This window comes from Pseudosporangium ferrugineum, assembly GCF_003002065.1.
GTDB lineage: Bacteria > Actinomycetota > Actinomycetes > Mycobacteriales > Micromonosporaceae > Actinoplanes > Actinoplanes ferrugineus_A.
Map to the genome: position 1 here is coordinate 520,995 of NZ_PVZG01000001.1, position 18,656 is coordinate 539,650.

The window sequence follows — 18,656 nt, forward strand, 5'->3', positions numbered from 1 at the left end:
TCGCCGTCGAGCTTCAGCGGGCCGGCCTGTCGTCGATCAGGCGCAGCAGCTCGGGGAGCTCCGATGCCTTGCCCACCGCCGCTGTCTACCGCCGCGGCGGACGCCCCGACAGCGGATCTCAGCCGGTCCGCACCGCCAGCTCCCCGAGCTCGGACCAGTCGTCCTGATCCACGTTCTGGCTGATGATCCGCGGCGTGGACCGCAGGTGCCGGGGCAGATCCCGCTGAGCCTGCCGGAAGTGCGCCGAGTTCACGTGCGCCGCGCCCGCCTCGGCGTCGCGGAACGCCTCGACCAGCGCATACTCGTGCGGATCGTCCAGGCTGCGGTACCAGTCGAACCACAGGCAGCCCGGCTCGGCGCGGGTGGCCTGGGTGAACGGGCCGGCGATCTCCGGCCACTGCTCGGCATACTCCGGCCTGATGGCGAACTTCGCGGTAATGAAGATCATCGGTACGTCCTCTCGGCGGCTGTCGCGTCCATCTTCACGGCAACACCCCCACCCCGCGAGCCGAGCACCCGTCCCGGCGCGCGTCGGGGTGACGCAAGCGGGAGAACGGCCCGCGACCCGGGCGGGGCGCGGCGGACCCGGGCCGGACGCGCAGGCCCGGGCCGGACGCGCAGGCCCGGGCCGGACGCGCAGGCCTGGCGCATGGGCGCGAGCCGGGCGGGCCTTGCGGGTGGGGCGCGAGGCGAGCGGGTGGGTGGGGTGGTGGGGCACGTAGGCTGGCGGGGTCAGGTTCGGCGCCCGGCGGGTACGGGCTGAAGTCAGGAGGCGGCCACGCCCAGGGAGACCGGTCGCAAGGTCATCGCGTCCAACCGTAAGGCGCGGCACGACTATGCGGTTCTCAAGACGTACGAGGCCGGGCTCGTGCTGGCGGGCACCGAGGTCAAGTCGCTGCGCGCCGGGTACGCGTCGATCGTGGACGCCTTCGCCCAGGAGCACGAGGGCGAGATCATGCTCTACAACCTGCACATCGCCGAGTACGGGTTCGGCTCGTGGACCAACCACGCGCCCCGTCGCACCCGCAAGCTGCTGCTGCACCGGGTGGAGATCGCCCGCATCCTCGACAAGCTGCGCGAGCCGGGCATCGCCCTCGTGCCGCTGTCGCTGTACTTCAACGACGGGTGGGCCAAGGTCGAGCTGGCACTGGCCAAGGGCAAGCGCGAGTACGACAAGCGCCAGGCGATCGCCCAGCGCGACGCCGACCGCGAGATCGCCCGCGCCCTCGGCCGGCACCTCAAGGGCCGCACCCGCGCCTGAACCCCACGCACGAAGGCCCGGCCCCCCACGAAAGCCCGCCCGCACGAAAGCCCGCCCGCACGGAAAGCCCGGCCCGCCCGCACGGAAAGCTCGACCCGCGCACACGAAGCCGGCCCGCACGCACGAAGCCCGGCCCGCACGCACGAAAGCCCGGGCCGCACGCACGAAAGCCCGGCCCGCACGGAGAGTCCGGCCGCCCGAGACCCGACCGCCCACGAAAGCCCGGCCCGGCGCCGGACATGTCGCCGCGCGGCGCCCGGCTACTCCGGGGGCAAGGGCAGCTCCGCCGCCTCGGCCATGCCCGGCGGCAGGGGTGAGTGTTCCGGGGCGGCCAGGTCGCTGCGGGAGAAGCGGCCCTGGTGGCGGGTCACCCGCAGCGGGATGACGTGGATGGGGGGCGGCGCCTCGGCTATCCGGCCCGGGCCCCAGCGGACCCAGAACGGGATGCGGCCCTCCTCCGCCTCGGCGAGGAGCTTCTCGACCGTACGCCGGCGGTCCGTGTGGTCGACCTCGACGACCAGGGGTGCGGCGCCGGGGCGGGCGATGGCCACGTCCAGGACGGAGTGCTGGCGGTCCAGGGGTGGCGGGAGGGTGACGACGCTGGGTGCCCGCCGGTAGACGCGCCAGCCGTGTTCCTCGCCCCAGGCGGCGACCGTGTCGATCAGCAGGGCCGTCACCTGGTCGCGGGTGAGGCCGCCGAAGGTCAGCGCCGTGAGCCGGTCGGCCAGGTCGTCCACACGGGGAGCGTAGACCTCCGGTCCCGGGCGCGATCCGGCGCGATATGGGTTGCAGGAGTGCATAACCGGCGGGACCGGCAGATTTCCTTGTCCCGCAGGGGTTTCCGACTCGCGGATCACCGGGAACCGTGACAGTCTCGGGAGGCAGCTGTGATCTGCGCCATACCCTGCGACTGTTCACCCGGACGGAGGATCGCTGATGATTCAACGGCGGACCGGGGCGGCTCGAAGGCCGTCACGATGGGCGGCGGCGATCGGCGTCGCGGCGCTGTTATCCCCGCTCACGGCCTGTTCCAGCGGCCCCGGCGGCACGGTCGTCAACCTGTACGGCGGCGCCAGCGGCACCGGCTTCGACAAGATCCTCAAGGACTGCAACGACCGGGCCGGAGGCCGGTACACCATCGTCGGCAACCTACTGCCGAGCGACGCCGACGGGCAGCGCGACCAGTTCGTCCGGCGGCTCGCCGCCAAGGACGACGGCATGGACCTGCTCGGCATGGACGTCACGTGGACCGCCGAGTTCGCCGAGGCGAAGTGGATCCGCGAGCTGACCGGCGAGCAGAAGGCCCAGGCCACCAAGGACACCCTGCAGCCGCCGATCGACACCGCGACCTGGAAGGACAAGCTCTACGGCGTTCCGCGTACGACGAACGTGCAGCTCCTGTGGTATCGCAAGTCCCTGGTGCCGACGCCGCCGAAGACGTTCGACGAGATGATCACGATGGCCCAGCGACTCAAGGCCGAGGGCAAACCGTACGAGATCGGCCTCACCGCGGCCCAGTACGAGGGCTACGTGGTCAACGTCAACAACCTGATCACCGCCGCCGGCGGCACCCTGGTGAACGAGGACAGCTCGGCGCCGACGATCGACGACAAGACGGTGCAGGCGCTGACCCTGCTGAAGAAGCTCGCCACCTCGGGCGTCACCAGCGCGTCGCTGTCCAACGCCCAGGAGCCCGAGGTCTTCGCCGACCTCCAGGCCGGGCGGTCGGCGTTCTCGCTCAACTGGCCGTACGTGCTCAGCGCCATGCGCGAGGCAAACCCCGACCTGGTCAACGACCTGGGATACGCGCCCTACCCGTCGATCGACGGCGGGCCGCCGAAGGTGACGCTCGGCGGGATGAACTACGCCATCAGCAGCTACAGCAAGCACCCGGCCGAGGCGTTCGAGGCGGCGATGTGCCTGCGCGACGAGAAGAACGCCCTCAGCGCCGCCCTCGACGCCGGTGACGTGCCGGCCCTCGCCACCGTCTTCGAGACGCCGGAATTCCAGAAGGCGTACCCGATGGCCGACGTCATGAAGGCCGAGCTGCAGGCGGCCGTGCCGCGGCCGGTGTCGCCGGTCTACCAGAACATCTCGACGATCGTCTCGACCACGCTGTCGCCGCCGCAGTCCATCAACCCCCAGGCCGCGGCCGACGAGCTGCGGGACTCCATCAAGGATGCGATCGAGGGCAAGGGGATAGTGCCATGACCGACTGCACCGCAGCGAAGCAAGGGCCAGGAGGGCATGGCCGGGAGGTGCGGCCATGACCGCCACACCGACCGCCGCCGGCGCCCAGGCGGCCGAGGACCGCATGGACGACGGCACCGCCGAGATCGCCCGGCAGCGCCACACCGACGCCAAGCGGGCCGAACGCAAGCTGGGCCTGATGCTGGTCGCGCCCGCCGTCGCGATCATGCTCGCCGTCGCCGCCTACCCCATCCTGTACGCCTTCTGGCTCTCGCTGAACAAGGCCGACCTGCGCAAGCCGGACCAGAACGAGTTCATCTTCCTCGACAACTACGTGACCGTGCTGTCGAGCCCGATCTGGTGGAAGGCGTTCGGCGTCACCATGCTCATCACCGTGATCGGGGCGACCCTCGAGCTGGTGCTGGGCATGCTGCTCGCGATCGTCATGCACCGCACGATCGTCGGGCGCGGCCTGGTCCGGACGTCGGCGCTGGTGCCGTACGCGATCGTCACGGTCGTCGCGGCGTTCTCCTGGCGCTTCGCCTGGACCCAGGGCCTGGGCTGGCTGGCCAGCGGCGACTCGGCACCGCTCACCCAGTTCTGGCCGTCGATCTGGATCATCATCCTGGCCGAGGTGTGGAAGACCGTCCCGTTCATGGCCCTGCTGCTGATGGCGGGCCTGGCCCTGGTGCCCGAGGACCTGCTGAAGGCCGCCTCGATGGACGGCGCGAGCGCGTGGAAGCGGTTCTGGACGGTGACCGTACCGTTGATCAAGCCGGCCATCCTCGTGGCGCTGCTGTTCCGCACCCTGGACGCGTTCCGGGTCTTCGACAACATCTTCGTGCTGACCAGCGGATCGAACGGCACCAGCTCCGTGTCGATGGTCGCCTACAGCAACCTGATCCGCGGGCTCAACCTCGGCATCGGGTCGGCGATGTCGGTGCTCATCTTCCTGACCACCGGCATCATCGCCTTCTTGTTCATCAAACTCTTCGGCACGGCGGCGCCCGGGTCGGACGTGGAAGGGAGGCGGTAGTCATGCAGCCGGAGACCACCAACCGCAAGCTGATGTGGTGGGGCGTCAACATCGTCGTCCTCCTGTACGCGTTCGTGCCGGTGATCTGGATCGTCTCGCTCTCGCTGAAGGACGACGCGACCCTCAACGACGGCAACTACTTCCCGACCTCGCCGACGGACGACAGCTACTCGGCGATCTTCTCCAACTCGGACTTCCTCCGGGCGCTGATGAACTCGATCGGCATCTGCATCATCGCGACCCTGATCGCCATCGTGTTCGGCACCATGGCCGCGTACGCGATCGCCCGCCTCGACTTCCCCGGCAAGCGCGCGATCGTCGCGACGGCGCTGCTCGTCTCGATGTTCCCGCAGATCGCGCTCGTCACGCCGCTGTTCAAGATCGAGACGGCGCTGGGCCTGTTCGACACCTGGGCCGGCCTGATCATCCCGTACATCGCCTTCGCCCTGCCGCTGGCGATCTACACGCTCTCCGCCTTCTTCCGCGAGATCCCGTGGGACCTGGAGAAGGCGGCGAAGATGGACGGGGCCACGCCGTACCAGGCGTTCCGGCGGGTCATCACCCCGCTGGCGATGCCCGGCGTGTTCACTACGGCCATCCTGGTCTTCATCTCCTGCTGGAACGACTTCCTGTTCGCCCTGTCGCTCACCTCGACCTCCTCGGCCCGGACCGTGCCGGCCGCGATGAGCTACTTCACCGGCGCCACCACCTTCGAGAAGCCGACCGGCCCGATCGCGGCCGCCGCGGTGGTCATCACCATCCCGATCGTCCTCTTCGTGCTGATCTTCCAGCGGCGGATCGTCGCCGGCCTGACCTCGGGCGCCGTCAAGGGCTGACCCGCCACCTCAGCACACCCACCGGAACTCGACACAGCAGAGGAGCTGAAGTGGCCGAGATCGTTCTGGACCATGTCGTGAAGCGCTACCCCGACGGCGCCCTTGCCGTGGACGACTTCAACCTGGAGATCGCCGACGGCGAATTCATCATCCTGGTCGGCCCGTCCGGGTGCGGCAAGTCGACGACCCTCAACATGGTGGCGGGCCTGGAGGACATCACCGCCGGCAAGCTGATCATCGACGGGCAGGTCGTCAACGACAAGGCGCCGAAGGACCGGGACATCGCCATGGTGTTCCAGTCGTACGCGCTGTACCCGCACATGACCGTCGCCGAGAACATGGGCTTCCCGCTGCGGCTCGCCGGGCTGGACAAGGCCACCATCCGGCAGAAGGTGTCGGAGGCGGCCGAGATGCTGGAACTCAGCCAGCACCTCGACCGCAAGCCGTCGAACCTCTCCGGCGGCCAGCGCCAGCGGGTGGCCATGGGCCGGGCCATCGTCCGGCAGCCCAAGGCGTTCCTCATGGATGAGCCGCTCTCCAACCTGGACGCCAAGCTGCGCGTGCAGATGCGGACCCAGATCGCCCGCATCCAGAAGACGCTGGGCACCACCACCCTCTACGTCACCCACGACCAGACCGAGGCGATGACCCTCGGCGACCGGGTCGTGGTCATGCGCGGCGGCGTCGTGCAACAGGTCGGTTCACCCGCCCATCTGTACGCCCGCCCGGCCAACCTCTTCGTGGCCGGCTTCATCGGCAGCCCGTCGATGAACTTCCTCCCCGGCCAGCTCAAGGGCGACGGCACGGTCGTCACGGCGCTGGGCTCGGCGCCCCTGCCCGACCGGGTACGCCAGGCCCTCGACGCCGCGAAGACCACGAGCGGCGACGTGATCGTCGGCATCCGCCCGGAACACTTCGAGGACGCCGCGCTCGTCGGCGACAAACCGGGCGCGACGTTCGACGCCCCGATCGACATCGTCGAGGCGATGGGGTCGGACGTGTACGCGTACTTCACCATGAAGGGCGAGGGGGCCCGCTCCCGCGACCTCGACGACCTCGCCAAGGACACCGGCAACGACCTGCACAGCGACGGCGTGCTGATCACGGCCCGGCTGGACGCCTCCGCCGACGTCCGGCGCGGGCGCCCGGCCCGGCTCTGGTACGACAGCGCGAAGATGCACGTCTTCGACCCGGAGACCGGCAGGAGCCTGATCCCGGCGGAGGCCTGACCGGCGGCGGGTGCGGCGGCCTTCCCGGCGTTCCCGGCGTTCCCGGCGTTCCCGGCGTTCCTGGCGGCGGGTGCGGCGGCGTCACCGGCGGCGTTCCCGGCGTTCCCGGCGGCGTTCCCGGCGTTCCTGGCGGCGGGTGCGGCACCTTCCCCGTGATCGCGGCGCGCGAGGACCCCGTGGCCCTCGCGCGCCGTTGTGCCGGGCCTCGCGCGCCGTTGTGCCGCGGCCTCGCGCTCCGCTGTGCCGCGGCCTCGCGCCGTTGTGCCGCGGCCCGAATTCTTGCCCCGGATCCGATCCGCGGGGCGCTGCGGCACGTACCCCCTCCCGGCATCGACAGGGAGGGAACACCATGCAGGGAACCCACGACCCGCAAGCCGGCCGGACGACGCCGCCCGACTGGCCCGCCCCCGACGCCCCGCTCCCCGGGGAGGAACCGACCGTCGAACTGCCGGCGGTCACGGAGGCGATGCTCGCGGAACACCCCTGGACCGGGCCGACGCTGGCCCGCGCCGCCCTGTCGCTGGCCCTCACCCCCCGCGAGGGCCCCGAGGCAGTGCCCGGTCCGGACGCCCCCGGCCCCGACGGCGACCCGCAGCACGCCGGCCCTGCGGACTCGCCGACCTCCGGCGCCGCGGAATCGCCGCACCCCGGCGCCATGGAATCGCCGCACCCCGGCGCCATGGAATCGCCGCACCCCGGCGCCGTCGAATCGCCGCACCCCGGCGCCGTCGAATCGCCGCACCCCGGCGCCGTCGAATCGCCGCACCCCGGCGCCATGGAATCGCCGCACTCCGGCCCGATGGGCGGGCACGACGGCGGCTCGGCGGGCTTCGAGCCTGCGGGCTTCGAGCCGGCCGGCCTCCAAGCGGCGGGCCTCCAAGCGGCGGACCTCCAGCCGGCGGGCCACCAAGCGGAAAGCTTCGAGGCGGGGGACGTCCAAGCGGCGGGCGTCCAAGCGGCGGGCTTCGAGAGGGCGGAATTCGAGGCGGCGGGCTTTGAGGGGGGCGGTGGGGACGGTGCGGGGTTTGCTTGGGAGGAGGTCGGCGGGCTGGACGCTATCGGGCTTGGGGGCATGTCGGACACCGGGGGGTTTGCGGTGGTGGGGTCCGGGTTCGGGGAGCGGTGGGGCGCCGGCGGGGAGGGTGGGTCAGCGGGACGACCGGGTGTGGCCGCCGAGGTGTCCGGGCAGGCGGACGGGGCTGGGGCGGGGACTGCTGGTGTGGGCGTACCGGAAAAGGAGCTCGGGCCGGCACCCGGCCGGCGGTGGCTGATCGGAGCGGGGATCGCCGCGGCGGCCCTGCTGTTGACCGGGGTGAGCGTCGTCGCGCTCGGGCGGGACGGGGGCGAGCCGGGCGACGGGCGGCGATGGGCGCCACCCGCGGCGGCGGGCGGTACCGCGCCCGGTGACGGCGGGCCGGACGGCGCGGCGACCGGCGGCACCGCGCCCGGTGGCGGCGGGCCGGGCGGCGCGGCTCCCGGCGGCATCGCACCGGGGAGCGGCCGGGACGGCAGCGGGCCGGGGCACACGGCGACGGCGGCGCTCGGTGGGCGGACGGCTGCCGTTCTCGATCTGATCGATGGGGCCCGGACCGTGACGCTGCGCACCGCCGACCTGGGCGACGACCTCTATCGGATCAGTACGCCCGCCGGACCGGCCGTGCCCCGCGCCGATGAGCGGGACGGGCGCATCCAGGTGCGGCTCGACGGCAGTCCCGAGGCGGTCGACGTCGCGCTCAGCACACGGGTGCGGTGGGATCTGCGGGTCGGGGGCGGCGCCGAGCTGAGCACCATCGACCTCAGTGGCGCTCGGGTCGGCGGGGTGGACCTGAGCGGCGGGGCGGGGCGGATCCGGCTCACGCTTCCCGAACCGGACGGGACCCTGAGCGTACGGATGTCCGGCGGCGTCGACCTGTTCGACGTGCGGACCGCCGGGGCCGCGCCGGTGCGGGTGCGGGTCGGTCACGGTGCGGGGCAGGTCGTGCTGGACGGGCGTACGCATCAGGGCGTCGCGGCCGGCCAGATCTTCACGCCCCGCGCGTGGGGCGACACGGCGAACCGCGTCGATGTGGACGCCGTGGCCGGATTGTCGGCGCTGACCGTCGCACCTACCGGCCGGTAATGACAGGATGCGGGGCATGACGACGCTCGACCCGCTTGTCGCGCGCGAGGCCTGGCGGCTCGCCGAACCCCTGCACTCGATGGTCTACTTCGTCCCCGAGGGCACCGAGAACTTCGAGGCGCTGGGCATCTCCGCGCGGGCCGGCTACTTCGCGGCCCGCGGCGGGGTCTTCGGCCCCGTCGGCCCGGGACCGGTCGTGGCCACGTTCTACAACTTCAAGCCCGGGCTGGTCGCGCGCTTCCTGCCCGCGGTCTGGGAGACGACGACCCCGCAGGCCGCGATCGGGGCCCGGCTGGCAGCGGCGGACGCGGCCCTGATCCGCGGCCTCGGCGATACCGTACGCAGCGACGAGATGGCCGAGGCGGCCCGGCTGGCCCGGCGCGCGGCCGAGTCGGCGGCCGAGCACCCGGCCGGCCGGGCCCTGTACGCCGCCCACGCCGAACTGGACTGGCCGGACGAACCGCATCTGGTGCTGTGGCACGCCCAGACGCTGCTCCGCGAGTTCCGCGGCGACGGGCACGTGGCGGCGCTGCTGCTCGCCGAGGTCAGCGGGCTCCAGGCGATCATCCTGCACACCGCCTCGGGCAAGGCGGACGGGGGTTTCCTGCGGGCCAGCCGGGGGTGGAGCCACGAGGAATGGGCCGCGGAGACGGAGAATCTGCGTTCGCGCGGGCTGCTCGCGCCCGCGCCGGGTGCGGGTGGGTCGGATGCGGGTGGGTCGGGTGCGGGCGGCTCCGGTGCGGGCGGCTCCGGTGCGGGCGGCTCCGGTGCGGGCGGCTCCGGTGCGGGTGCGGGGGTGCTCTCGTCGGGTGGGGTGGGGCGCACGGTGAAGGCCGAGCTGAGCGACGAGGGCCGGGCGTTGCGGGAACGGCTCGAGACCGAGACCGATCGGCTGGCGGCGCCGGCCTACGAAGTGCTCGGCGCCGAGGGCTGCGAGCGGCTCGCCGAACTGGTCCGGCCGTGGAGCCGCACGCTGGTGAAAGCGGGCTTTCTGGCCGCCGCCGCCCCGGTCCGGCGCGCGTAGAGCGGGATAGACGGCGGTTCGGGTGCGGCGCCCGGCGGGCACTCCCCTATGATGCGCGCTACATCTGCACCTGAAGCCTTCCGGAGGCAAGTCGTGGCATCGTTCCTCTCCCTCGTAGCCGGGCTCGTGGTCGGTGTGCTCGCCGGTTGGCTGCTACGGGGACGCCAAATCGCCGCCCAGCAGGCCCGCGCGAACGCCGCGCCCGCCGCGCCCGCCGCCCCCATCGCCACCGGGCCCGAAGCCGCCGGGCCCGCCGCGGAGGACGCCGCTCCGGAGTCCGCACCGGCCGTGGCCGCCTCGCCCGACCCGGAACCCGCCGAGCCCGCGCAGGCCGCCGAGGAGGAGACGCCGGTCCCGGCCGCGCGCCCCGAGCCCACGCCGATCTCGGTCGCCGCGGAGCCGACCCCGGTCTCGGTCGCGGCCGAGCCGGTCGCCGTCAGCACCGAGCCGGTCGCGCCGGAGCCCCTCACCCCGGCGACGTCCGCGCCCGAGCCGGTCACCTTCACGGCCGACCGCACCCCGGAGCCGCTGCCGTCCGACGTGGACCCGGAGCCGGCCTCCGTGTCGAAGGCCGAACCGATCGTCGTCCCCGACCCCGAGCCGGCCGCCATCGACCCGGAACCGGCCTACACCGAGCCGGCCTACACCGAGCCGGTCATCACCGAGCCGTCCGTCTCCGGCCTGAGCACCGCCGCCGAGCCCGCCGGTGCTGCCGAGCCCGCGGTGGAGCCGGTCGCCGCCGCTTCGCCCGCTGACGCTGCTTCGCCCGCCGCCGAGGTCGAGCCCGCTGCTTCGTCCGCCGCCGCTTCGCCCGTCGCCGCCGCGGTCGAGCCCGTCGCCGCCGAGCCCGTCGCTGCCGCTGAGCCCGTCGCTGCCGCCGAGCCCGTCGCTGCCGCCGAGCCGGCGTCGGTGGCCTCGGTTCCGGCGCAGGCCGGTTCGCCCGAGGTCGCCGCGGCGCACGAGCCGGACGACCTCACCAAGATCGCCGGGATCGGCCCCAAGATGGCGATGGCCCTGGCCGCCGGGGGTATCACCACCTTCGAGCAGCTCGCCGCCGCGGACGTGGCCACCCTGAAGGCCGCGATCACCGGCGCCGGCATGCGTCCCGCGCCGAGCCTCAGCACCTGGCCGGACCGCGCCCGCGCCCTGGCCGCACTCTGACCGACCGCCCGGCCACGCCGGGCGCAGCACGTCCCTCATGCCCGTCCGGCCACGCCGGGCGGGCATGACGCTTTGCCGGCCCAGGCAGCGCAGGCCGAGGCGAGCAGCCCAAGCCGAAAGGGGGCGGCTCGGGCCGAGAGGGCGGCTCAGGCCGAGAGCGGGCGAGGCAGGCCGGGGCGGGCGACGCAGGCCAGGGGCGACACAGCCCGCGCCGGGCGGGCGACGCAGGCCTGGGCGAGCCGACGCAGGCCGGGCGCACAGCGGAGGGCGAGGCAGGCGGCGCAGGGCGGGAGTGGGCAGCGCGGGGCGATGTGGGCGGAGCGGCAGGGCGGGCGGAGCGGCCGGGGCGGCCGGCGCGGGCGGCGCGGGCAGCGCGGCAGGGTGGGCGGCGCGGCCGGAGTAAGCGGGGCGGCCCGAGTGGGCGGCGCGGCCGGAGCGCTGCCACTGTGAGCTAGTTGCCAATGCTATGCAACAGCATCACGTGCCCAATATGCTGGGCCGCGTAGGTGCCGGACCTGGGGAGGCTTCATGGAGACAGTGGCGATGCACATCGCCAACGGGATCGTGGATGGTCCGGTGTCGGCTCTCTTCGCCGCGGTTGCCGTGATCGCCCTGGCGTTCTGTGTGTGGCGGGCGCGTATCGATCTCGACGACCGGCTGGCGCCGATGGCGGGCCTCGTCGCCGCCTTCATCTTTGCCGTGCAGATGCTCAACTTCCAGGTGCTGCCCGGTGTCTCCGGTCACCTTCTCGGCGGCACGCTGGCCGTCGTGCTGGTCGGGCCGTGGGTCGGTGCGTTGTGCGTGTCGACCGTGCTCATCGTGCAGTGCCTGTTGTTCGCCGACGGTGGGCTCACCGCCCTCGGGCTGAACATCACGAACATGGCGCTGGTCGGCACCGCGGCCGGATATCTGCTGGTCGCCGGGCTCATGCGGGTGTTGCCGAAGACACCGGGTGGGGTGGGCGCCACCGCGTTCGTCGGGTCGGTCGTCGGGGTGGTGGTCGCCTCGCAGGCGTTCGTGTTCGAGTACTGGCTCGGGGGGACGACGGAGCTGTCGCTCGCCACGATCGCCGGGACGATGGCCGGGGTGCACACCCTCATCGGCGTCGGGGAGGGGCTGATCGCCGCCACGACCGTCGCGACCGTGGCCCGCGTACGCCCGGATCTGGTCTATGCCCTGCGACGGTTCCGCACGCAGCCGGCGATCGTGCCGGTGCCGGTCGCCGGGGGTGTCGCGTGACGCGGCGGCTCGGCTGGTTCCTGGCCGGCGGGCTGCTGGTGGCGCTGCTGCTCGCCGGGGTGGTCAGCAACTTCGCCTCGGGCAGCCCGGACGGGCTCGACGCGACCGCGCGGCAGGGTTGCACGTTCGGCCCGGACGACGAGATCACCGGCGGGACGTGCATGCTGCAGCAGGAGCGGGAGCATCAGCTCGAGGGGAGCCCGCTGGCCGGCTACGGCATCCGCGGCCTCGGCGACGGCGCCCTGTCGACCGGATTGTCCGGCGTGCTCGGTGTGCTGGTCACGTTCGGCATCGGCGCGGGAGTCTTCTGGCTGGCCCGCCGCCGCCCCGCGCCGGGAGGCCGGGGCCCCGGCTCCCCCGCCGGCCCGGACGGCCCCGAGAACCGGAACGGCCCGGACAGCAGGACGGCCCCGGAAGGCGACACCGGCCGGGAGAGTGCGACCGGCAGGAAGAGCGCAGCCGGCAGGAAGAGCGCGGCCGACTGGGAGAGCACAGCCGGCCGGGAGAGCACAGCCGGCCGGGAGAGCGGGGCGGCGCGGGAGGCCGGGGTCTAGTGGGTGCCGGCCACGCCCACCCCCTGCACCTCGACCGGCCCAGCCCGGTGCACCGCCTCCCGCCCCAGGTCAAGATCCTCGCCACCCTGCTGTTCACCGTCGTCGTCGTGGCTACCCCGCGTACGGAAATCTGGGCTTTCGGTGGTTATGCCCTGCTGCTGGCGGCGGTCGCGGCGGCGGCGCGGGTGCCGGCGCTGTGGCTCGCCAAGCGTGCCACCATCGAGCTGCCGTTCGTGCTGCTCGCCGTCGCGCTGCCGTTCGCCGGTCACGGGGAGCGGATCACCTGGCTGGGGATGTCGCTGTCGGTGGACGGCCTCTACGGCGCGTGGAACATCGTCGCCAAGGGGACGCTCGGGGTGCTCGCCTCGCTGCTGCTGGCCGCCTCCACGACGATGCGCGACCTGATCCTGGGGCTGGACCGGCTGCGCTGCCCGGCCGTGTTCACCCAGATCGCCACGTTCATGCTGCGCTATCTCGACATCCTCGCCGACGACGCGCGGCGGATGCGGATCGCCCGGCTGTCGCGGGGCTACGATCCGAGGTTCCTGTGGCAGGTGAAGGCGTTCGCGGTCAGCGTGGGGTCGCTGTTCCTGCGGGCGTACGAACGGGGCGAGAGGGTGTATCTGGCGATGGTGTCGCGCGGCTACGACGGGCGGCTGCCCCGGCCCGAGGGCGGGGGTGCGAGCGCCGCGCAGTGGGCCCAGTCGGCCGTGCTGCCCGCGTCCGCCGCCGCCATCGCGCTCGCGGCGGTGCTGGGATGAGCCTGCGGATCGCCGGGCTGACGTACGCGTACCCGGACGGCAGTGTGGCCCTGCGGGGTGTCGACCTGGCCGTCGCGGAGGGTGAGCGCGTCGCCCTGCTCGGGCCCAACGGCGCCGGCAAGACGACGCTGGTGCTGCACCTCAACGGGGTGCTGCACGGCGGCGCGGGCACCGTGGAGGTGGGCGGCCTGCGCGTCGACGCGGGCGACCGGTCGCGGCTGGCCGAGATCCGCCGCCGGGTCGGGATCGTCTTCCAGGACCCCGACGACCAGCTGTTCATGCCCACGGTGGCCGAGGACGTGGCGTTCGGGCCGGCGAACCTCGGGCTGCGCGGCGCCGAGCTGGCGGAGCGGGTCGACGAGGCGCTCGCCGCGGTCGGCATGGCGGAGCACCGCGATCAGGTGCCGCACCACCTGTCGTTCGGGCAGCGCCGGCGGGTCGCCGTGGCCACCGTGCTCGCGATGCGCCCGCAGCTGCTGGTGCTGGACGAGCCGTCGTCCAACCTGGACCCGGCCAGCCGGCGCGAGCTGGCCGAGATCCTGGAGGGCCTGCCGGTCACCGTGTTGATGGTCACCCACGATCTTCCGTACGCGATGCAGCTCTGCGCCCGGTCGGTGATCCTCGACGGCGGCCGCATCGCGGCCGACGGGCCGACCACCGACATCCTCGCGGACGAGGACCTGCTGCGCGCGCACCGGCTGGAGCTTCCCTACGGCTTCCATCCGGTACGCCCGTAGCTCAGGCCTTCGCCTCGCAGGCGCCCGGCGGCAGGGTGGCCTCGCCGAGCAGGCCGAGCGACTGCTTGACCTCGGTGGTCGTGCCGAGCTGACGGAACCGCGCGCCGATCACCACGTCGACCACCGCGCCCTTGCGCTTCGGCTCGTACGCCCGGGTGCCCTCGCCGAGGAAGTACGCCTGCACGAGCTGGGCGGCGCCGACGGCTTCGGGGCCGTACCGGAGCACCGCGACGCCGTCGAAGCGCTTCTTGTTCTCGGCCGACTTCTGCACCTTGAACTCGCGGTTGGCGAACTCCGCGCTGATGTCCTTGGCCCGGCCGGGGGTCTTGGTGCCGTTGAGGACCTTGACGGTGACCTCCTTCGGCCCCTTGGGCAGCTTCAGGTGGGCGACCGGAGCGCCCTCGGGGCAACCGGAGGCCGAGGCGCCCGCCTGGCTGTCACGGACGACCGCCACGAGCACGACGACGATCGCCGCCACGGCGAGGACACCGACGAGAATGAGGGCACGCGCCCGGGTGAAGGTCACGGTCGGCCAGAATAGTCGCTGTCCGCAAATACTTCAGGGCGGGCGTCCTCACCCGCGCCCGGCGCCGATGCCGGCCCGCTCCCGGGCGACCTTCACCGCCCGTTTGAGGGTCGCTATGTCGTACGCACCGTAGTGCCGCCGTCCGTTGACGAAGAACGACGGCGTGCCCGAGACGCCGCTGAGGTCCGCCGAGTCGACGTCGCCGGCCACCCGGTCCCGGTACGCGTGCCCCGACAGGTCCTCGTGGAACCGGTCGGTGTCCAGGCCGAGCTCGTCGGCGTAGCGCAGCAGGTCCACGACGCGCAGCCGGTCCTGGTGGCCGAGCATCAGGTCGTGCAGCTCCCAGAATCTGCCCTGGGCCGCTGCCGCCTCGGCCGCCTCGGCCGCGAGCTGCGCCTGCGGGTGGACGTCGGTGAGCGGCAGGTGCCGCCAGACGTAGCGCAGGTCGGCGTCGGCGAGCAGCTCCCGCACCGCCGGCTCCGCCTGGCCGCAGTACGGGCACTGGAAGTCGCCGTACTCCACGACGGTGACCGAGGCGTCCTCCGGGCCGCGGCAGTGGTCGCGCTCCGGGTCGACGGCGGGGATCAGGTCGACGAGTTCCTCGGTGTCGCCGAGCAGCGCCCGGGCCCGCCGGGCGGCCGGCAGCAGCGCCGCCGACCGGAACACGACCGCGGTCAGCACCGCGGCGGCCAGGGCGGCCGACAGCACACCGATCTTCGCCTCGGCCAGCTCGGGCCCCTCGAACGCCAGCGCGGCGATGAGCAGCGAGACGGTGAACGCGACGCCGGCGATGGTGCCGCTGCCCAGCACCGCCGCCCAGCCGACCGGCGGACGGATCCGGCCCCCGCTGAGCCGGGTCAGCGCCGCCGCCGTAGCCACCACGGCGAGCGGCTTGCCGACCAGATAGCCGGCGATCACCCCCCAGGTCACCGGCGACGTGTACGCCCGCGCCAGGAACCCGCCGTCGAGGACGATCCCGGCGTTGGCCAGCCCGAACAGCGGCACGATGACGTAGCTCGACCAGGGGTGGAACATCCGCTGCAGCCGGTCGTTGGGAGACAGGGTCCGCAGCACCCCGATCGCGGCCGAACGGGCGATCTCCGGCGTGGGCTGCTCCCGGAACAGCTTGAACAGCCCGCTGGCCGTCTCGAGGTTCTCCCGGGCCGGCAGGTACGCGACGGCGGTGAGCCCCATGGCGAGCCCGGCCACCACAGGGTCCACGCCGCTGGCCAGCATCGCCGCCCACAGCACCAGGCCGACCGCGGCGTAGACGGCGGCCCGGCGTACGCCGAGGAACCGCAGCAGCAGCCACACCGCGAACGCCGCCACCGCCACGGCGAGCGGCATCATCTCGATGTCCTCGCTGTACACCACGGCGATGACGACCAGCGCGACCAGGTCGTCCACCACGAACACGGTGAGCAGGAAGACGCGTACCCGATCGGGGACGCCGCGGCCGAGCAGGGCGAGCACGCCGAGGGCCAGCGCGGTGTCGGTCGACATGGCGACGCCCCAGCCATGCGCGCCGGGGCCGCCGCGGGTGACCGCCAGGTAGATCAGGACCGGCAGCAGCATGCCGGCCAGCCCGGCGAGGCAGGGCAGCACGAACCGGCGCCGCTCGCGCAGGTCGCCGAGGTCGAACTCGCGCCGCGCCTCCAGCCCGACGACGAGGAAGAACAGGGTCATCAGGCCGCTGTTCACCCACGTACGCAGGTCCTCGGCGATGGCGTACGGGCCCAGCCGCACGGACAGCACGGTGTGCCACACCGACTCGTACGAGGCGGCGTCGACGTTGGCCCAGAGCAGCGCGGCGGCGATCGCGGCCACGAGAACCCCGGCGCTGCCCGCCTCCGTACGCAGGAACGCCCGCAGCGGCAGCGCCAGCCGGCGCCCCCACGGGGTCCGGTCCCGCATCGCACCGTCCGGCGAGGTGGTCACCGGGTAAGCCTGCTGATCCGGGCCCGGTCCGCGCAAGATCCGCGGGCCGCCGCGCGTCGCCCGATCGGGGGAAGGGCCGGGCCCGCATTGGTACAAAGGGTGTCATGCGGCCGCCGGTGCACTTCGAGATAGCGCGCGTCATGATCGACGGCGGGCGGGAGGTCTGCCTGCGGCTCTTCGGCGAGATCGACGCCGAGGCCCGGTACGAGCTGCGGCGCGAGCTCTACGACGCGGTGCACGACAACGGCGCGCCGCGGGTCGTCGTCGACCTGCACGGCACGGTCTTGCTGGACTCCGAGGCGATCGGGGCGCTGCTCGACGGGCTGCTCCGGGCCCAGGAGGCCGGCAAGAGCCCGCAGATCGTCAACGCGCGCGGCGTGGTCCGCACCGTCCTGCGGGTGACCGGCGTCCTGGACCTGTTCGGGGCGACGGCCGAGTCCTCGGTGGCCCTCGGTGCCCCGGGCGGCGCGGCGGTCCTGCCCCTGCCGCACTCCCCCGGCGGCCCCCGCACGGCACGGCGGGAGGCCACGTAGGACGCCCGGCGTCCGGGTGTCGTGGGTCATGATTTCCGGCCCCGGGGCGCCTGCGATGATGGTCGCGGACGGTCGGGGTCGCGAAGGGGTTGTGCCATGGACGGCATCGGCAGGAACGGCACGGAGACCGGCAGATCCGGCATCGACAGCTCGGTGCCCCATCCGGCCCGCCGCTACAACTACTGGCTCGGCGGCAAGGACAACTTCGCCGCCGACCGGGCGTCCGGCGACGAGCTCGAGGCGGCGTTCCCGAACGTCCGCAAGGGAGCGCTGGCCAACCGTGCCCTGCTGCAGCGCGCCACCCGCTTCCTCGCCGCCGAGGCCGGCATCCGGCAGTTCCTCGACATCGGCACCGGCCTGCCCACCGCGGACAACACCCACGAGGTCGCCCAGGCGGTCGCCCCCGAGAGCCGCATCGTGTACGTCGACAACGACCCGCTGGTCATGACCCACGCCCGGGCGCTGCTGACCACCAGCCCGGAGGGACGGACCGCCTACATCGAGGCGGACCTGCGCGACCCGGAGAGCATCCTGGCCGACCCGACGCTGCGCGGGACCCTCGACTTCGACCGGCCGATCGGTCTCATGCTCATCGCCGTCCTGCACTTCGTCCACGGCCACGGCGCGGCCCGCCCGATCGTCCGCCGCCTGCTCGACGAGCTGCCGTCCGGCAGCTACCTGGTCGCGACCCACGCCACCTCGGATTTCGGTACGCCGGAGCAGCAGGCCCTCTACCAGCGGATGGTCGAGGAGGGCAAGTCGGACGTGTGGACCCGCCCCCGCGACGAGGTGGCGGCGCTCTTCGACGACCTCGAGCTGGTCGAGCCGGGCGTGGTGCCGGCGAGCGAGTGGCGCCCGCAGCCGGGTGACCCGCAGTTCGCGCACAACGAGGTCAACGTCTGGGCCGGGGTCGGCCGCAAGCCCTGAGCGCGGCCGGGGCCCGGCGCGCCGGTGTCTCCGGGCTGCTGTGTCCCACGCCCGAAGCGCCGCGTCGCACTCCGGCGGATCACCGTGCCGGAAGAACACACCAGCACCAGCGGCCCCGTGTCGAGCAGGCGGCGCAGGCGGACCGGGCCCACGACCATCCGCGACCGGGGCTCGGGCGGCCCGGAATGCCCTTATTATTGCGTTCCGTACAGGAGCGAGGTCGGGATGAGCGCCATGACGCACGCAGTGCCGGAACCGCCGGTGCCGGAGGAGCTGGAATGGGCGCTGCGCGAGGCGAACAAGGAGGTCGTCGCCATCGCCCCGGGCTGGTTCCGCGCCTGGCCGTCCGGCGAGGAGAAGTGGTCGGCGGTGAACGTGCGCGCCGCCACCCAGGTGATCGTCAACCACAGCCGCGAGGACGACCGGCACCCGGACGCCTGGACCGTGCGCGCCCTGTTCGGCGACAAGGCGGTGGAGCTGCGCGTCGGCCCCTACGACAACAAGGCCCAGGCGATCTGGGTGGCCCACGCGATCCTCAGCATCGCCTTCGGCAACAACGGCCGCTGAGCCCGCCCGCCGGGCCGG

At 73.3% G+C, this 18,656-nt stretch carries 17 protein-coding genes and 2 pseudogenes; 15 read left to right on the forward strand and 4 right to left on the reverse strand.

Annotation, left to right across the window (positions count from 1 at the left end; all coding sequences use genetic code 11):
* Positions 1–118: 118 nt before the first annotated feature.
* Entirely contained in the window at positions 119–448 is a 330-nt protein-coding gene (locus CLV70_RS02270; protein WP_106124613.1) for a putative quinol monooxygenase, read from the reverse strand.
* A gap of 336 nt (positions 449–784) precedes the next feature.
* Here CLV70_RS02270 and smpB point away from each other — a divergent pair.
* Positions 785–1,261: pseudogene (smpB, locus tag CLV70_RS02275) on the forward strand (SsrA-binding protein SmpB); the annotation flags it as partial.
* A gap of 260 nt (positions 1,262–1,521) precedes the next feature.
* Here smpB and CLV70_RS02280 read toward each other — a convergent pair.
* Complete coding sequence (locus CLV70_RS02280) at positions 1,522–1,998, reverse strand: hypothetical protein (protein ID WP_106124615.1); 477 nt, start codon at positions 1,996–1,998, stop codon at positions 1,522–1,524.
* Positions 1,999–2,197: 199 nt separating this feature from the next.
* Between CLV70_RS02280 and CLV70_RS02285 the strand changes: the two genes are divergently transcribed.
* The 11 genes and pseudogenes from CLV70_RS02285 (at position 2,198) to CLV70_RS02335 (ending at position 14,147) form a co-directional block, all read left to right on the forward strand.
* Entirely contained in the window at positions 2,198–3,472 is a 1,275-nt protein-coding gene (locus CLV70_RS02285) for an ABC transporter substrate-binding protein (protein WP_106124616.1), read from the forward strand.
* Positions 3,473–3,575: 103 nt separating this feature from the next.
* On the forward strand, positions 3,576–4,487 hold the full coding sequence (locus tag CLV70_RS02290) for a carbohydrate ABC transporter permease (RefSeq protein WP_245908014.1): 912 nt from the start codon (positions 3,576–3,578) through the stop codon (positions 4,485–4,487).
* A gap of 2 nt (positions 4,488–4,489) precedes the next feature.
* A complete protein-coding gene (locus CLV70_RS02295; protein WP_106124618.1) occupies positions 4,490–5,323 on the forward strand; it encodes a carbohydrate ABC transporter permease in 834 nt (277 codons plus the stop codon).
* A gap of 50 nt (positions 5,324–5,373) precedes the next feature.
* Entirely contained in the window at positions 5,374–6,552 is a 1,179-nt protein-coding gene (locus CLV70_RS02300; RefSeq protein WP_106124619.1) for an ABC transporter ATP-binding protein, read from the forward strand.
* A 349-nt stretch (positions 6,553–6,901) separates the two neighbouring features.
* A complete protein-coding gene (locus CLV70_RS02305) occupies positions 6,902–8,671 on the forward strand; it encodes a hypothetical protein (protein WP_106124620.1) in 1,770 nt (589 codons plus the stop codon).
* A 16-nt stretch (positions 8,672–8,687) separates the two neighbouring features.
* A complete protein-coding gene (locus tag CLV70_RS02310; protein WP_106124621.1) occupies positions 8,688–9,695 on the forward strand; it encodes an SCO6745 family protein in 1,008 nt (335 codons plus the stop codon).
* 93 nt (positions 9,696–9,788) lie between these two features.
* Positions 9,789–10,856, forward strand: a complete 1,068-nt coding sequence (locus CLV70_RS02315; protein ID WP_106124622.1) for a helix-hairpin-helix domain-containing protein — start codon at positions 9,789–9,791, stop codon at positions 10,854–10,856.
* Positions 10,857–11,384: 528 nt separating this feature from the next.
* Positions 11,385–12,095 carry an energy-coupling factor ABC transporter permease gene (locus tag CLV70_RS02320; RefSeq protein WP_106124623.1) on the forward strand — a complete coding sequence of 237 codons (711 nt, stop codon included), beginning with the start codon at positions 11,385–11,387 and terminating at the stop codon, positions 12,093–12,095.
* Positions 12,092–12,463 (forward strand): annotated as a pseudogene (locus CLV70_RS40720) (PDGLE domain-containing protein); the annotation flags it as partial. The gene CLV70_RS02320 and the pseudogene CLV70_RS40720, both read left to right, overlap by 4 nt.
* A 185-nt stretch (positions 12,464–12,648) precedes the next feature.
* Positions 12,649–13,410 (forward strand): cobalt ECF transporter T component CbiQ, encoded by a 762-nt coding sequence (cbiQ, locus tag CLV70_RS02330; protein ID WP_106124624.1) that lies wholly within the window; start codon positions 12,649–12,651, stop codon positions 13,408–13,410.
* A complete protein-coding gene (locus CLV70_RS02335; RefSeq protein WP_106124625.1) occupies positions 13,407–14,147 on the forward strand; it encodes an energy-coupling factor ABC transporter ATP-binding protein in 741 nt (246 codons plus the stop codon). Before cbiQ ends, CLV70_RS02335 begins: the two co-directional genes overlap by 4 nt.
* A gap of 1 nt (position 14,148) precedes the next feature.
* On the opposite strand, the gene CLV70_RS02340 is transcribed toward CLV70_RS02335, so the two are convergent.
* Together CLV70_RS02340 and nhaA are read right to left on the reverse strand one after the other, a co-directional pair.
* On the reverse strand, positions 14,149–14,673 hold the full coding sequence (locus CLV70_RS02340) for a LytR C-terminal domain-containing protein (RefSeq protein WP_106124626.1): 525 nt from the start codon (positions 14,671–14,673) through the stop codon (positions 14,149–14,151).
* Between the two features lie 48 nt (positions 14,674–14,721).
* The gene (nhaA, locus tag CLV70_RS02345; protein WP_106125004.1) at positions 14,722–16,587 is read right to left on the reverse strand and encodes a Na+/H+ antiporter NhaA; all 1,866 of its coding nucleotides are present in this window, start codon (positions 16,585–16,587) and stop codon (positions 14,722–14,724) included.
* Between the two features lie 128 nt (positions 16,588–16,715).
* Here nhaA and CLV70_RS02350 point away from each other — a divergent pair, with 128 nt between their 5' ends.
* From CLV70_RS02350 to CLV70_RS02360, 3 genes are all read left to right on the forward strand, one after another.
* Entirely contained in the window at positions 16,716–17,144 is a 429-nt protein-coding gene (locus CLV70_RS02350; protein ID WP_211303602.1) for an STAS domain-containing protein, read from the forward strand.
* A 96-nt stretch (positions 17,145–17,240) separates the two neighbouring features.
* On the forward strand, positions 17,241–18,071 hold the full coding sequence (locus CLV70_RS02355) for an SAM-dependent methyltransferase (RefSeq protein ID WP_106124627.1): 831 nt from the start codon (positions 17,241–17,243) through the stop codon (positions 18,069–18,071).
* Positions 18,072–18,305: 234 nt separating this feature from the next.
* On the forward strand, positions 18,306–18,638 hold the full coding sequence (locus CLV70_RS02360) for a hypothetical protein (RefSeq protein ID WP_106125006.1): 333 nt from the start codon (positions 18,306–18,308) through the stop codon (positions 18,636–18,638).
* Positions 18,639–18,656: the final 18 nt, after the last annotated feature.